Consider the following 15,097-nt stretch of genomic DNA (forward strand, 5'->3'; position numbering starts at 1 on the left):
CCCTTATTGAGCGTTGTACAAAATGACTGCGGCAGTTGCCAGCAGGTTCAGCAGCGTCAACGGCAGGCAAACTTTCCAGCCAAATGACATCATCTGGTCGTAGCGCGGACGCGGCAACGACGCACGGATCAGAATGAACATCACCATGAAGAAGGCCGTTTTCAGGGCAAACCAGATAAATGGCGGCAGGAACGGACCCTGCCAACCGCCGAAGAACAACGTCACAATCAGGGCAGACACGGTAACGATACCTATGTATTCCCCCACAAAGAACAGACCGAATTTCATGCCGGAATATTCAATGTGGTAACCGTCAGCCAGTTCCTGCTCGGCTTCCGGCTGGTCAAACGGATGGCGGTGACACACCGCAACCCCGGCAATGGCAAAGGTCAGAAAGCCGAAAAATTGCGGAATGATGTTCCAGACGTGAGCCTGTGACTCGACAATCGCCTGCATGTTGAACGAGCCAGCTTGTGCCACCACGCCCATCAGCGACAGGCCAAGGAACACTTCATAGCTCAGGGTCTGTGCAGAAGCACGCATCGCCCCCAACAGCGAGTATTTGTTGTTGCTCGACCAACCGGCGAACAGCACGGCATACACCGCCAAGCCAGCCATCATCAAGAAGAACAGAATACCGATGTTAAGATCGGACACCGCCCAGGTCGGGCTGACCGGGACGATAGCGAAAGCCAGCAACAGAGAAGTAAAGGCGATCATCGGTGCCAGAGTGAAGATCACCCGGTCAGAGAAGGTCGGAACCCAGTCTTCTTTGAAGAACATTTTGATCATGTCGGCGACCAACTGCAGCGAACCGCCCCAGCCGACACGGTTTGGCCCGTAACGGTTCTGGAACAGGCCCAGCAGACGGCGTTCGCCGAAGCTCATGAAAGCCCCGCAGGTCACGACCACCAGCAGGATCACCACCGCTTTCAGAATAGCGATCAGGATCTCGATCACTTCAGGCGTAAACCAGCTCATTGTGCTGCCTCCCGCAGATTTTCAACCGTTGCGCCCACCAACACCGGCGGGATCCCCGGCAAGCCAAGCGGTAACCCCACCTGGCCTGATGCCAACGTTTCGCTCAAGCGCACCGGTAAACGCAGCACTTGGCCAGCACAGGTAAACTCCAGCCAAGCACCGGCATTCACCCCAAGGCGAGCGGCATCGGCACGGTTAACCATGGCATAAGCCTGTGGCATACGCTGCTGGATCACATCGGCACGCTGTGACATTTCGTCACTGCCGAACAGGTGGTAGTAAGGCGCAACTCGCCAACCTTCAGCTTTAAATGCCGCAGGGATCGAGGTGAAGTAACCAAGGTTTCCCTCCCCCGCTTCGATCAGGCGGATACCCGGATCGCCATGGCGCAGGCTGCCGCCCACTTCATCCTGGAATTTGTTCCAGGCCTGCGGTGAGTTCCAACCGGGTGCCCAGGCAAATGGGATGTGCTGACGATCGGCCAGCGGGCTGTTGTTACCTTCCATTGAGAAGGCAAACATGGTGTCTTTATCCTGCGGCTGACGTGGTTCATGCACACTGATATCGGCACGCATCGCGGTACGGCCACTGTAACGGTGTGGTGAACGGGCCAGTTTCTGCCCACGGATGCGGAAGGTGGCTTCCGGTGCAGCATCGACAATGCCCTGCAGTTGCGGCAACGCAGCCACACAGGCGGCAATGACGTCGTCCAGCTGCGTCCAGTCAACCTGACGGCTGGTATAAGCGGAATGCAACGAGTGCATCCAACGCCAGCTTTCCAGCATCACGCTGTGGATATTTTGCTTAGCATCATCATAGTAAGCCGGGTCGTATACCTGGAAGAAACGCTGCGCGCGGCCCTCCTGGTTAATCAACGTGCCGTCGCTCTCAGCAAAACTGGCTGCAGACAGGATCAGGCCAGCTTTATCCATGATGGCGGTGCGCTGATGATCGGCAACGATCAGGTTGCTCACCTTAGCCAAAGCCGCTTCTACTTTCACTGCCGGAGCATGATGGTAGAGATCGTTCTCCATCACGATAGCGGTATCAGCACTGCCGCTTTCCAGTTGCACCAGGGCCTCATCCAAAGAACCACCACCGATCATTGCCAAACCCAAGCTGTTGGCAGCGGCGGCAACAAAGGTGATCCCAACATTGGCCCCACGCCCTTTCAGCGCTTTGGCGATGTTGGCTGCCGCTTCGATGATCGCATCGCTACCCGCATTGCTGCCGGTTATAATCAGCGGTTTTTGCGCACTGGCCAAAGCCTGCACGATCACATCGATTTTCTTGCTGAGGCCTTCAGCCAGATCGGTCACCGCCGGAGCAGACTCATCTAACGCATGGGCAATAGCGAAGCCCAGACGCGCTTGCTCATCAACGGGCGCACGGTAGTTCCAGGCAGCAATATCATCCAGACGGGTGTCATCAACGTTAGTGACAAACAGCGGGTGCTTAGCGTGTTGACCAATGTTTTGCACCGCAGCGATCTGCCAGTCGGCAACCCGCTGTGCCGCAGCCATGGCGCGGGCTTTACCTTTCACTGCCTGACGAACGGCCAGCGCAATACGTGCACCGGTCTGGGTAAGATCTTCACCCAGCACCAATACCGCGTCGTAGCTTTCGATTTCACGCAGATTAGGGGTCGTCACACCGCTGTTCTTCAGCACGTTGAGCATCAGGTTCAAACGCTGCTGCTCGGCTTGGCTGATACCGGTGTAGAAGTTTTCTGCTCCCACCAGTTCGCGCAGTGCAAAGTTACTTTCCAGGCTGGCGCGCGGAGAACCGATACCGATGGTTTTCTTTGCCTGACGCAGAATATCTGCCGCCCCCTGCATTGCCTGTTCGGCATTCAGGGTGATCCAGTCGTTACCGCGCAGTTGCTGCGGCTGGCGCGGACGATCCTGCAGGTTGACATAGCCATAACCGAAACGACCACGATCGCACAGGAAATAGTGGTTAACGCTGCCGTTATAACGGTTTTCGATACGACGCAGTTCGCCATAACGTTCGCCGGGGCTGGTGTTACAACCGACGCTGCACTGCTGGCAGATACTCGGTGCAAACTGCATATCCCACTTACGGTTATAGCGCTCGGAATGGGTTTTATCGGTGAAAACGCCGGTTGGGCACACTTCTACCAGGTTACCGGAAAACTCGCTTTCCAGCGTGCCGTTCTCTGGGCGACCGAAGTAGACGTTATCATGCGCACCGTAGACACCAAAATCGGTGCCGTCGGCATAATCTTTGTAGTAACGCACACAACGATAACAGGCAATGCAGCGGTTCATCTCATGAGAGATAAACGGTCCCAGTTCCTGGTTGTTGTGAGTACGTTTGGTGAAGCGGTATCTGCGGAAGCTGTGGCCGGTCATCACTGTCATATCCTGCAAATGACAGTTGCCGCCCTCTTCACATACCGGGCAATCGTGTGGGTGGTTGGTCATCAACCATTCAACCACGCTCTCACGGAACTGCTTGGCTTCGGCATCATCAATGGAGATGAAGGTGCCATCGGATGACGGTGTCATACAAGACATCACCAAACGGCCACGCGTATCGTCCGCGTTTTGGTATTGCTTTACCGCACATTGGCGGCAAGCGCCGACGCTTCCCAGCGCCGGATGCCAGCAAAAGTAAGGAATATCGAGGCCGAGAGAGAGACATGCCTGCAACAGGTTGTCGGCTCCATCTACTTCGTATTCTTTGCCGTCTACATGAATCGTAGCCATAGTCAGCATGCTTCCAAGTGGCCTACCCATCAGGTAGGCGTTAATCAAAAATTCTGGCCGTGTTTCGGGGCGCGCTCACCGCACCCGGGCAAAGCGGGATTACCAGCGTTGCTTCAACAAGTTGTTTGGCTGAATACCGCCGATTGCCTGAGTATTGCCAAAGTATTGGGTGGCAATGCCAGCTTCAAACTCGTCACGGAAATATTTAATCGCGCTTTGCAGCGGCTCTACGGCACCTGGCGCATGAGCACAGAAGGTCTTGCCCGGGCCGAGAGAGCGGCACAGATGCTCAAGAGTTTCGATATCACCCGGCTGACCTTGGCCATTCTCCAACGCACGCAGGATCTTCACGCTCCACGGCAGGCCATCGCGACACGGCGTACACCAACCGCAGGATTCACGGGCAAAGAACTCTTCCAGGTTACGCACCAGAGAAACCATGCCGATTTCGTGATCCACCGCCATCGCCAATGCCGTCCCCAAGCGGCTACCGGCTTTACCGATATTCTCGAAATCCATCGGCAGATCCAGATGATCCGCAGTTAAGAAGTCGGTCCCGGCCCCGCCTGGCTGCCAGGCTTTGAATTTCAGGCCATCGCGCATGCCACCGGCATAGTCTTCCAGAATCTCACGCGCGGTGGTACCAAACGGCAATTCCCAAACGCCTGGGTTTTTCACCCGGCCAGAAAAGCCCATCAGTTTGGTACCAGCGTCGTTACTCTTACCGGCAGAGATCCCTTTGTACCAGTCAACGCCGTGCTCAAGAATCGCAGGCACGTTACACAGGGTTTCGACGTTGTTTACACAGGTTGGTTTGCCCCACACGCCAGCAGACGCCGGGAAAGGCGGCTTGGAGCGCGGGTTGGCACGGCGGCCTTCCAGCGAGTTGATCAAGGCGGTTTCTTCACCGCAGATGTAACGACCAGCGCCAGTGTGAACGATCAGTTCAAAATCGAAACCGCTGCCCTGGATATTTTTACCCAGCCAGCCAGCTTCGGTGGCCTCGGCAATCGCACGACGCAGATGCACAGCCGCTTCGATATATTCACCGCGCAGGAAGATGTAGCCCCGGTAAGCTTTTAGCGCGAATGCGGAGATCAACATGCCTTCCACCAGCAGGTGCGGCAGTTGCTCCATCAGCAGGCGGTCTTTATACGTCCCCGGCTCCATTTCATCGGCGTTACACAATAGGTAACGGATGTTCATGGATTCGTCTTTCGGCATCAGGCTCCACTTCAAACCGGTGGAGAAGCCCGCGCCGCCACGGCCTTTCAGCCCGGAGTCTTTTACCAGATTGACGATTTCGTCAGGTGCCAAACCTTTAAGGGCTTTCTCTGCACCGACATAACCGTTTTTGCTACGGTATTCATCCAGCCAGACGGGCTGCTCGTCATCGCGCAGCCGCCAGGTGAGCGGGTGCATTTCGGCAGTACGTTTGATATCTATCATCATTTATACCGCTCCAATAATTCGACCGCATTTTCCGGCGTCAGATGAGCGTGAGTATCCTCATCGATCATCATGCTTGGGCCTTTATCACAGTTGCCCAGGCAGCAGGTCGGCAGCAGCGTAAAGCGGCCATCGAAAGTGGTCTGGCCCGGCTTGATATTGAGTTTCTTCTCCAGTGCCGCCTGGATGCCCTGATAGCCGTTGATGTGACACACTACGCTGTCACAGTAACGGATTATGTGGCGCCCAACTGGCTGACGGAAAATCTGGCTGTAGAACGTGGCCACGCCTTCTACGTCGCTGGCAGGAATGCCCAACACTTCAGCAATGGCATAAATCGCCCCATCCGGAACCCAACCACGCTGCTTCTGCACAATTTTCAGTGCTTCAATAGAGGCTGCGCGAGGATCCTCGTAATGGTGCTTTTCGTGCTCGATCGCATCACGCTCTTCCGCGCTCAGCACAAATGCATCGGTGCCATTTTGGGCAGCGGCTGCATTCATCGGCTCAAGTGCATCGTTATGATCATGCATAGTTAGCGGTCCACATCTGACATTACAAAATCGATACTACCCAGATAAACGATCAGGTCGGAGACCAAACTGCCACGGATCACCGCAGGAATTTGCTGCAAGTGAGCAAAGCTTGGCGTGCGTACCCGGGTGCGATAGCTCATGGTGCTGCCGTCGCTGGTCAGGTAGTAGCTGTTGATCCCTTTCGTGGCTTCAATCATCTGGAATGATTCATTGGCTGGCATCACCGGGCCCCAGGAAACCTGCAGGAAGTGGGTGATCAGCGTTTCAATATGCTGCAGCGTGCGCTCTTTCGGCGGCGGCGTGGTCAGTGGGTGATCGGCCTTGAACGGGCCTTCCGGCATGTTGTTCAGGCACTGCTCAAGAATACGCAGACTCTGGCGCAGTTCTTCCACTTTCAACATCACGCGGGTGTAACAGTCACTGTTACCGTCACCGACCGGAACGTCGAACTCGAAGTTTTCATAGCCGGAGTACGGGCGCCATTTACGCACGTCAAACTCAATACCGGTAGCACGCAGGCCCGCACCGGTTACGCCCCACTCCAGCGCTTCTTTAGCGTTGTAAGAGGCAACGCCGACAGAACGGCCTTTCAGGATGCTGTTTTTCAGCGCGGCTTTGACATAGGAATCAAGGCGCTTCGGCATCCAGTCAAGGAAATCACGCAGCAGGCGATCCCAGCCACGCGGCAGATCGTGTGCTACCCCGCCGATACGGAACCAGGCCGGATGCATGCGGAAACCGGTGATCGCTTCCACCAGATCGTACACTTTCTGGCGATCGGTAAAGGCGAAGAACACCGGGGTCATCGCGCCCACGTCCTGAATAAAGGTACTGATATACAGCAGGTGGCTATTGATGCGGAACAGTTCGGACAACATCACGCGGATAGTGTTGACACGATCCGGCACCACGATCCCGGCCAGCTTTTCAACCGCCAGCACGTAAGGCATTTCGTTCACGCAGCCGCCGAGATACTCAATCCGGTCAGTGTACGGAATGTAGCTGTGCCAGGACTGGCGCTCGCCCATCTTCTCGGCACCACGATGGTGGTAACCCACATCTGGCACACAGTCGACGATCTCTTCACCGTCCAACTGCAAGATAATACGGAATGCGCCGTGTGAAGACGGGTGGTTCGGGCCGAGGTTCAGGAACATGAAGTCTTCATTCTCGGTACCGCGCTTCATGCCCCAATCTTCCGGCTTGAATTTCAGCGACTCCATTTCCAGATCTTCTTTCTGTTTAGTCAACACAAAGGGATCGAATTCGGTAGCGCGCGCGGGATAATCTTTACGCAGCGGGTGACCTTCCCAGGTTTGCGGCATCATAATGCGCGTCAGGTGAGGATGGCCATCAAAGGTAATACCGAACATTTCCCAAGTTTCACGTTCATACCAGTTGGCATTCGGGAACACTTTGGTCGCTGTGGGCACGTGCAGGTCTTTTTCAGACAGCGCCACTTTCAGCATGATGTCACGGTTGCGTTCAATCGAGATCAGATGATAGAAAACGGAAAAATCTGCAGCAGGCAGGCCCTGGCGATGGGTGCGCAGACGTTCGTCAACACCGTGCAGATCAAACAGCATCACATAAGGCTTAGGCTGTTTTCTTAGGAAAGTCATCACTTCCAGTAACTGGCCAGGTTTAATCCATACCACGGGCATGCCAGTACGGGTGGGCTGAACAGTAAAAGCTTCCGGCCCAAAACGGTTGCGCAGTTCGCCAATCACCGGATCATCAAGATGGTCGCGGGTGTGCCAAGCTGGCATAGCGTCGGGCGTCGTTAAATCTGTCATAATTTTTTCACCACATTAAATGGTCATTTTTACCGCAAGCTTAACTGCTCTTTCGTTACCACACATATGCGGCGAGATTGACGCTGATATCAGCGCACTTAAATCTCGTCAGGCGTCCGCAGGTTGGTCACCGCGATACGCTCGGCGTGCTTACGCTCTTTTTCAGATTGCATATTGGCGCGGTAAACGCCCTGATCGCCAACGACCCACGACAGCGGGCGGCGTTCTTTACCAATAGATTCCTGCAGCAGCAACAGTGCCTGCATATAGGCCTCTGGGCGCGGTGGGCAACCTGGGATATACACATCAACCGGCAGGAATTTATCGACACCCTGCACCACGGAATAGATATCGTACATCCCGCCGGAGTTGGCACAGGCCCCCATAGAGATAACCCACTTAGGCTCCAGCATCTGGTCATACAGGCGCTGAATAACCGGGGCCATTTTGGTGAAACAGGTCCCTGCAACCACCATGAAATCCGCCTGACGGGGGGAGGCACGCAACACTTCCGCACCAAAGCGCGCCACGTCATGCACGGCGGTAAACGAAGTCACCATTTCCACATAACAGCACGAAAGGCCGAAGTTATACGGCCAAAGAGAGTTTTTACGCCCCCAGTTCACCATGTCATGCAACGCATGCTCGAGTTTACCCATGTAAACCGTACGGTGAACCTGCTGCTCCAGAGGATCGCCTACGATCTCCTGTTTTTGCAGGGGATAACGGTCATTCTCACCGTTCGGGTCTATGCGGGTGAGCGTATAGTCCATCTTAATGCCTCGCTGTTACTGCGGATGACTGTTGCTAGCGTTTTTGATTGTGCTTGGCTTGCTCTGGCGCTTGGAGCGCACCGGAGTCCAATCCAATGCGCCGATACGCACCAGATACACCAAACCAGCCAATAACACCAAAATGAAAATGGCGGCTTCGATGAAGCCTACCCAACCGCTCTCACGAACAGAGACCGACCAGGCATAAAGATATAAGGCTTCAACATCGAAAATAACGAAGAACATGGCGACGAGATAGAACTTGGCGGAAAGGCGCATCCGTGCAGAACCGACCGAGTCGATCCCGGACTCATAGGGGGTATTTTTAGCGCGAGCCCGGGCTCTCCCACCCAAGAAAAACGCGCCCAGCAGCATGAAGCCGCAAAGCCCGACAGCCATGACAAGAAATACGGCGAGCGCCCAGTGATGAGCGATAACTTCAGTGGTTGTTGACATACTCTATGCTTACTCATCAAAAGTGGCGTCAATCGCTCTGCTCTTGTTACTGGCAGTTAGTGCACCACATCGATTTAAGGGAAGGATAAACGACCACACAAACACACTGCTTTTACAGAGAGTTAGGCAGCATTTTTACTGTGGGCTTTTTACTCCTTTCTATAACCTTTTGTCAACTTCGACAAAAGAATCTACACATTAATTTACATACGCGCCATTTGATTAACATATGATGCGCTAGCTTAGGCTAAATCGTGTCAGTCAAACGCCGTATAGAAACCGATAATTATAAACCAACGTGCATATTTCAGTTTTACTATACCATTCTCTCAGGATTTCCCTGTTGTTCCACTCACTACCTAGGGGTATTTTTTTGATCCAAGACACGTTTTGGACAGAAAACCTCAAAAAAAGTGAGAGGCTTTAACAATTTTTTTCAATTTAAGCTAAAAAATGACCGCATTAAAGTATCAAAACGTTCCTGCTAACTCCAGAGTTTTACTGCTTGTTATTTCTGTATAAAAAACAAACAAAGAGTATTTATTGCCCCCCAAGCCGGATCTATCAACAAGGAATAGTCAGATAAATAACGCGTTCACTTAGTAAATGCGAGGAAGTGAACATAAATAACCATTTTACCCATTAACCGGTAAAAAAAACCTCCGCCGAAGCAGAGGTTTTTCATCATTTATCCCGATTATACTTACTCTTCTTCACCGTCAGCTAAACAAGACCCATCGGCGGTAACAAATTCATCGCTGAAACGGTAAGTTTCGTTACCGTTTTGCACCGCGCTGAAAATCGCCATGGCCAGCTCGTTTTCGCACTTAATATCTTTACACAGTGCATACTGGGTATCGGGCAGTGCTGGTAAACCCTCTATCTCCCCCAGAACCCGCAGATCGGGGCTCATCATCTCGATAGGCCGTGCGGTAATCCCCAATCCCGCTTTACATGCCGCACGCACGGCAGAAAGCGTTGAGGCCACATAGGCAATACGCCAAGGAATACCGGCCGCATCCAGGTGCTTGATCGCCATCGCCCGGAATGGGCTGGGCTCATCTAACAACACCAGCGGAATAGGTTCCCCGGCCTGGAAATGATAATCCGCCGAGCAATACCACAGCGTGGGCGATGTGCGCAGGACAATGTGAGGATAGCCTTCGGTATCAACAGTCGTGATCGCCAGATCTACTTCGCCGTTTTTCAGCATGTCGATCATGGACGTACTACGTTTGATCCGCACATCAATGGCCAGTTTTGGGTAAACCGACGTCACTCGATTAAGCAGGAAAGGCAGGATGGTATCCGCAGTATCATCAGAAGCCCCGATCGTCAGAGTCCCTTTGATATTGTTGTACATCAATGAGGTACAGGCTTCATCGTTAAAACGCAGGATTTTCCTGGCATAGCTGAGAAGCTGAATACCGTGTTCGGTCAATAATTTATTGCGTCCATGGCGAGCAAATAACTCTTTGCCTACCAGTTGCTCTAACCGCTGCATTTGTTGACTGACGGCTGATTGTGTACGGCAAACGGCGACTGCAGCCGCCGCAAAAGTATTCAAATCAGCAACAGCAACAAAGGTCCTTAGCAGATCGAGGTCGAGATTAAGTATCGGACGATTTGCATTTATCATAGTGTTTTCTTCACTTTTTAAATTCTAATTTACAAACTACCCTGGTGTATTTCTATGGCACTGCTAAAAAGGGCAAGCGCCAGACATGACAGTAACCCACTCATTAGAGGAGGGCAAAAAAATTACTTATATTTCGTTATCTCTATCGCTTTTTATCCATGATCTATCGCAATAGCTTATTGATACAAAGCAAAGTTACGACGAAAAGTGTTTAACTATAGAATAGCCGTGCACAAATCATCGCCTTTTCTCACCGTTCATGCGGAACTAGACAGGCCAGATCATACGTTCACATAGCTACTTTTTGCTCAATAGGTTCCTCCTTTTTGTGTATCATTAGGTACATTTAGTAGTGAATTTAATAAATTCAATCAGTAATATTTTTTATTATTAAATAATATACGATTTTACTTAAAAAGTCCTTAAGTGGATTACTGAAGTTTCTTTAATACAAATTTAACTGTACTACGAAGTGTCGTATTACCGCCAAAAACCGGCCATAAGATAATTCTTCCATTATCATTTTTTTACAATTTTAGTCATATTCTACGTTCTGCCAAGAATAGGCTGTAAAAGGAGTATGCAGTAGCGAACTTGACACCACCTCACCTGAAGCGAACTTAAATTCCATAAAAAACAATTTTAAAAGAATTAAATTCTGATTTATTTATTAGGAAAGACTCATCGTCGCTAAAATCACCAGTTTGGTCGTTCATTTGCACCAAAGGCATGCATAACCCTTCAAAATCAGCAACACCAGGAGTACATTGAGCAGGTTGTGGTGTTCCACGGTTGGATCATCTCCCATCCTAGCAAAAGGCTCAACTTTCTATGTCCCCCATTGAGAAATCCAGCAAACTGGACAACGTCTGCTATGACATTCGCGGCCCAGTGCTCAAAGAAGCTAAACGTCTTGAAGAAGAAGGCAACAAAGTCCTCAAACTGAACATCGGCAACCCTGCGCCTTTCGGCTTTGATGCCCCTGATGAAATTCTCGTCGATGTGATACGCAACCTCCCAACGGCACAGGGCTATTGCGATTCTAAAGGGCTTTTTTCAGCGCGTAAGGCGATCATGCAGCACTATCAGGCACGTAACATGCGTGATGTGACCGTTGAGGATATCTACATTGGTAATGGTGTTTCTGAACTGATCGTGCAGTCCATGCAGGCGTTGCTTAATATTGGCGACGAAATGCTGGTACCGGCCCCGGATTACCCATTGTGGACGGCGGCGGTCTCGCTCTCCAGCGGCAAAGCGGTGCACTATATCTGCGACGAAGAATCCGGCTGGTTCCCGGATCTGGATGACATCCGCAGCAAAATCACGCCACGCACCCGTGGTATTGTGATCATCAACCCCAATAACCCGACTGGTGCGGTCTACAGCAAAGAGTTGCTGGAGCAAATCGTCGAGATCGCTCGTCAGCACAACCTGATCATCTTTGCTGATGAGATTTACGACAAAATTCTTTACGACGACGCCGAACACCACTCGATTGCTGCGCTGGCACCAGACTTGTTGACCGTCACCTTCAACGGCTTGTCTAAAACCTATCGCGTGGCCGGTTTCCGCCAGGGCTGGATGGTGCTTAACGGGCCGAAAAAACACGCCAAGGGCTATATTGAAGGGTTGGAAATGCTGGCATCCATGCGCCTTTGTGCCAACGTGCCAATGCAACACGCGATCCAAACGGCGCTCGGCGGGTATCAAAGCATCAGCGAATTTATTCAACCCGGCGGTCGCTTGTATGAGCAACGTAACCGTACCTGGGAACTGCTGAATGATATCCCTGGCGTTTCCTGCGTGAAACCTCAGGGGGCGCTGTATATGTTCCCGCGTATTGATGCTAAACGCTTTAATATCCGCGACGACCAGAAAATGGTGCTGGACCTGCTGCTGCAAGAGAAAGTCCTGTTAGTGCAAGGCAGCGCCTTCAACTGGCCTTACCCTGACCACGTCCGTATCGTTACCTTGCCGCGGGTAGATGAACTGGAAATGGCCGTAGGCAAACTGGGGCGTTTCCTCGAAACCTACCATCAGTGATTTTTACGGGCACCGTGCGCCATTGCACCGTGCCCATATCGCACAACTGGGTTTGCATAACCCGGCGCTACTGCTCACAATAATGGCCTCACCTGCGGTTATCTAAAAGAGAGCATCATGATCCAGAGCCATTTCTTTGCCCACCTTTCTCGTTTAAAACTGATAAGTCGCTGGCCGCTGATGCGCAACGTGCGTACCGAAAACGTTTCGGAGCATAGCCTGCAAGTCGCGTTTGTTGCCCACGCTCTGGCAGTAATTAAGAACCGCAAATTTAACGGCAATCTCAACGCCGAGCGCGTAGCGTTGCTGGCGATGTATCACGATGCCAGTGAAGTATTGACCGGCGATATGCCTACACCCATCAAGTATTACAATCCGCAGATCGCCCACGAATACAAAAAAATCGAAAAGATCGCACAACAAAAATTACTTGAGATGATTCCTAAAGAATTACAGAACGACTTTCGTTCAATTCTGGATGAACACTATTACAGTGAGGATGAGAAAAATCTGGTAAAACAGGCTGATGCGCTATGCGCCTATCTTAAATGCCTGGAGGAGTTGTCTGCAGGAAATAACGAGTTTACCTCGGCAAAAGCACGCCTGGAGAAAACGTTACAACTGCGTAAAAGCCCGGAAATGGACTATTTTATGGAAGTCTTTATTCCCAGCTTCAGTCTGTCGTTAGATGAAATCAGTATTGATTCCCCGTTGTAATCCGCACAATCCGCTTCCCAAAATGACTTCAAGAGGCAGCCACTGAACGCCCCGAGGGCGAGCAACTGCATCTTGAAGTGTCACCCATAAAACTAAATCGCATATAACCACGGCACCACCAGCACACTGACGATCATCACCATCACCGTGAACGGCACACCGATACGAACAAAATCGCCAAACTTGTAATTCCCTGGCCCCAATACCAAAGTATTTACCGGTGATGATACAGGCGTCATAAAAGCCGCAGAGGCCGCAATAGCAATAATCATGGCAAACGGATAAGGCGAAACTCCCATTTTATGCGCCGCCGCAATGGCAATAGGGGCCATTAATACCGCTGTAGCGGTATTAGAGATAAACAGCCCAATCGTGGCACAGAGCACAAACAGGCACACCAGCATCACGCGTGGCCCAGCATCACCAGCGATATCCATCAGCCCTTGCACAATCAAATCCACACCGCCGGTTTTCTGCAGTGCCTGGGCAAAGGGCATCATCCCAACGATCAAAATAATACTTGGCCAATGAATGGCTTTATACGCGCTTTCCATATCAATACAGCGGAAACGCCCCATCAGCAGGCAGGCAATCAAAGCCGCAATCGGGTTCGGGATTTCATCGGTCAGCATCATCGCCACCATCAGGGCCAGGCAGAACAACGCATGCGGTGCCTGAGTGATGGCCGGTGCTACCTCATCCACTTCCGCAGGCAAATTCAGGACGATAAAATCATGGGTTTTGGCCTGTAACTGACGAATGGCTTTCCAGTCACCGATCACCAACAGGATATCCCCCAACGTCAGGGGTTCATCGACCAGTTTACCTGCCAGCGTTTTGCCGTTGCGGCGAATCCCCACAACGTTCAGATCGTAACGGCTGCGGAACGCCGCATCACGCACACATTTACCCAACAAGGCTGAATCAGGAATTAACGACACTTCCGCCATCCCCACGTTGCGTGCTTGTTCTGAGAAGTATTCACCGCGCAGAATCATCGGCTCCAAGAGTTGTTCACCACAAAACTGGCGTAAATCGATGTCGCAACCCGACATATCAATCAGCAACACATCCCCTTCACGCAGTTCCGTGCTGCCAAAAGCGCTGATCATCACACGCCGGAAGCGTTTCCAACGCTCGATGCCAATGACGTTGGCACCGTAGCGGGCACGCAGATGTAATTCATCCAGCGAGCGGCCAATCAGCGGTGAACCACTACGCACCGCCAGGCGACGGGCGCGCCCGGCTAACTTATAGTCACGGATCAGATCGCGAAACGTGCGGCGCTGCCAGGCGGACTTAACATTTTTGGCACTGCCGCTGTTGCCAAGCCAGCGACGGGCAATCAGCATATAAGCCACTCCCATCAACAGCACAATCAGGCCGATTGGCGTGACACCGAAGAAACCGAAACCCACCAGCCCCTCTCGTACCAATTCGCTATTGACTACCATGTTCGGCGGCGTGGCCACCAGCGTCATCATACCGCTGATAAGCCCGGCAAAGCTGAGCGGCATCATCAACCGCCCCGGTGAGATTTGCATGCGTACCGCCACGCTGAGCACAACCGGGATGAAGATCGCCACCACCCCGGTGGAGCTCATAAATGCCCCCAACCCAGCGACGGTGAACATTAACAGCGCCAACATTTTGGTTTCACTGCTGCCCGCCACTTTCACCAGCCAATCACCCACCTGATAAGCCACGCCGGTGCGTACCAGGCCCTCACCAATCACAAACAGAGCGGCGATCAAAATCACGTTAGGATCGCTAAAACCCGCAGTGGCCTCTTGCAGCGTCAGAGTACCACTCAGCACAAACGCGATAATCACCAATAAAGCCACCACATCCATGCGCAGCTTGTTGGTCGTAAACAGCACAATGGCTATCAACAGTAAAATTAAAACCCAGAGTAATTCGCTGTTCAAAACGGCCTCATCCTGCAGTGATCCAGGCCTTAAAAACTAGCATA

11 protein-coding genes are annotated in these 15,097 nt (G+C 52.1%); 2 read left to right on the plus strand and 9 right to left on the minus strand.

The annotated features are described in order from the left end of the window. Positions 1-3: 3 nt before the first annotated feature. From nuoH to lrhA, 8 genes are all read right to left on the minus strand, one after another. Entirely contained in the window at positions 4-981 is a 978-nt protein-coding gene (gene nuoH / locus IV04_RS05765) for an NADH-quinone oxidoreductase subunit NuoH (RefSeq protein ID WP_037402422.1), read from the minus strand. Further along, positions 978-3,713, minus strand: a complete 2,736-nt coding sequence (gene nuoG / locus IV04_RS05770; RefSeq protein WP_152562813.1) for an NADH-quinone oxidoreductase subunit NuoG — start codon at positions 3,711-3,713, stop codon at positions 978-980. Before nuoG ends, nuoH begins: the two co-directional genes overlap by 4 nt. A 99-nt stretch (positions 3,714-3,812) precedes the next feature. Further along, entirely contained in the window at positions 3,813-5,165 is a 1,353-nt protein-coding gene (gene nuoF / locus IV04_RS05775; RefSeq protein ID WP_037402428.1) for an NADH-quinone oxidoreductase subunit NuoF, read from the minus strand. After that, positions 5,162-5,665 (minus strand): NADH-quinone oxidoreductase subunit NuoE, encoded by a 504-nt coding sequence (gene nuoE, locus IV04_RS05780; protein WP_037402619.1) that lies wholly within the window; start codon positions 5,663-5,665, stop codon positions 5,162-5,164. The genes nuoF and nuoE overlap by 4 nt, the downstream gene beginning before the upstream one ends. Positions 5,666-5,697: 32 nt before the next feature. Further along, positions 5,698-7,494 (minus strand): NADH-quinone oxidoreductase subunit C/D, encoded by a 1,797-nt coding sequence (nuoC, locus tag IV04_RS05785; protein ID WP_037402430.1) that lies wholly within the window; start codon positions 7,492-7,494, stop codon positions 5,698-5,700. A gap of 98 nt (positions 7,495-7,592) precedes the next feature. After that, positions 7,593-8,267 (minus strand): NADH-quinone oxidoreductase subunit B family protein, encoded by a 675-nt coding sequence (locus IV04_RS05790; RefSeq protein ID WP_037402431.1) that lies wholly within the window; start codon positions 8,265-8,267, stop codon positions 7,593-7,595. Between the two features lie 15 nt (positions 8,268-8,282). After that, positions 8,283-8,723, minus strand: coding sequence for an NADH-quinone oxidoreductase subunit A (locus IV04_RS05795; RefSeq protein ID WP_037402432.1), 441 nt, complete (start codon positions 8,721-8,723; stop codon positions 8,283-8,285). A 703-nt stretch (positions 8,724-9,426) separates the two neighbouring features. Continuing rightward, the gene (gene lrhA / locus IV04_RS05800) at positions 9,427-10,362 is read right to left on the minus strand and encodes a transcriptional regulator LrhA (RefSeq protein ID WP_037402434.1); all 936 of its coding nucleotides are present in this window, start codon (positions 10,360-10,362) and stop codon (positions 9,427-9,429) included. Positions 10,363-11,193: 831 nt separating this feature from the next. Between lrhA and IV04_RS05805 the strand changes: the two genes are divergently transcribed. Together IV04_RS05805 and yfbR are read left to right on the plus strand one after the other, a co-directional pair. Continuing rightward, positions 11,194-12,408: a pyridoxal phosphate-dependent aminotransferase gene (locus tag IV04_RS05805; RefSeq protein WP_037402436.1), complete on the plus strand. Its 1,215-nt coding sequence runs from the start codon at positions 11,194-11,196 to the stop codon at positions 12,406-12,408. A gap of 117 nt (positions 12,409-12,525) precedes the next feature. Continuing rightward, on the plus strand, positions 12,526-13,125 hold the full coding sequence (gene yfbR, locus IV04_RS05810; protein WP_037402438.1) for a 5'-deoxynucleotidase: 600 nt from the start codon (positions 12,526-12,528) through the stop codon (positions 13,123-13,125). A gap of 92 nt (positions 13,126-13,217) precedes the next feature. On the opposite strand, the gene IV04_RS05815 is transcribed toward yfbR, so the two are convergent. Then, entirely contained in the window at positions 13,218-15,053 is a 1,836-nt protein-coding gene (locus tag IV04_RS05815) for an SLC13 family permease (protein WP_037402440.1), read from the minus strand. Positions 15,054-15,097: the final 44 nt, after the last annotated feature.

The sequence above is a fragment of the Serratia sp. Ag1 genome (assembly GCF_000743355.1).
GTDB lineage: Bacteria > Pseudomonadota > Gammaproteobacteria > Enterobacterales > Enterobacteriaceae > Chania.

Coding starts and splice junctions, on each gene's coding strand:
- IV04_RS05805 (WP_037402436.1), top strand. CDS start 11,194: ATGTCCCCCATTGAGAAATCCAGCAAACTGGACAACGTCTGCTATGAC.
- nuoH (WP_037402422.1), bottom strand. CDS start 981: ATGAGCTGGTTTACGCCTGAAGTGATCGAGATCCTGATCGCTATTCTG.
- nuoF (WP_037402428.1), bottom strand. CDS start 5,165: ATGATGATAGATATCAAACGTACTGCCGAAATGCACCCGCTCACCTGG.
- IV04_RS05795 (WP_037402432.1), bottom strand. CDS start 8,723: ATGTCAACAACCACTGAAGTTATCGCTCATCACTGGGCGCTCGCCGTA.
- nuoC (WP_037402430.1), bottom strand. CDS start 7,494: ATGACAGATTTAACGACGCCCGACGCTATGCCAGCTTGGCACACCCGC.
- lrhA (WP_037402434.1), bottom strand. CDS start 10,362: ATGATAAATGCAAATCGTCCGATACTTAATCTCGACCTCGATCTGCTA.
- yfbR (WP_037402438.1), top strand. CDS start 12,526: ATGATCCAGAGCCATTTCTTTGCCCACCTTTCTCGTTTAAAACTGATA.
- nuoG (WP_152562813.1), bottom strand. CDS start 3,713: ATGGCTACGATTCATGTAGACGGCAAAGAATACGAAGTAGATGGAGCC.
- IV04_RS05790 (WP_037402431.1), bottom strand. CDS start 8,267: ATGGACTATACGCTCACCCGCATAGACCCGAACGGTGAGAATGACCGT.
- nuoE (WP_037402619.1), bottom strand. CDS start 5,665: ATGAATGCAGCCGCTGCCCAAAATGGCACCGATGCATTTGTGCTGAGC.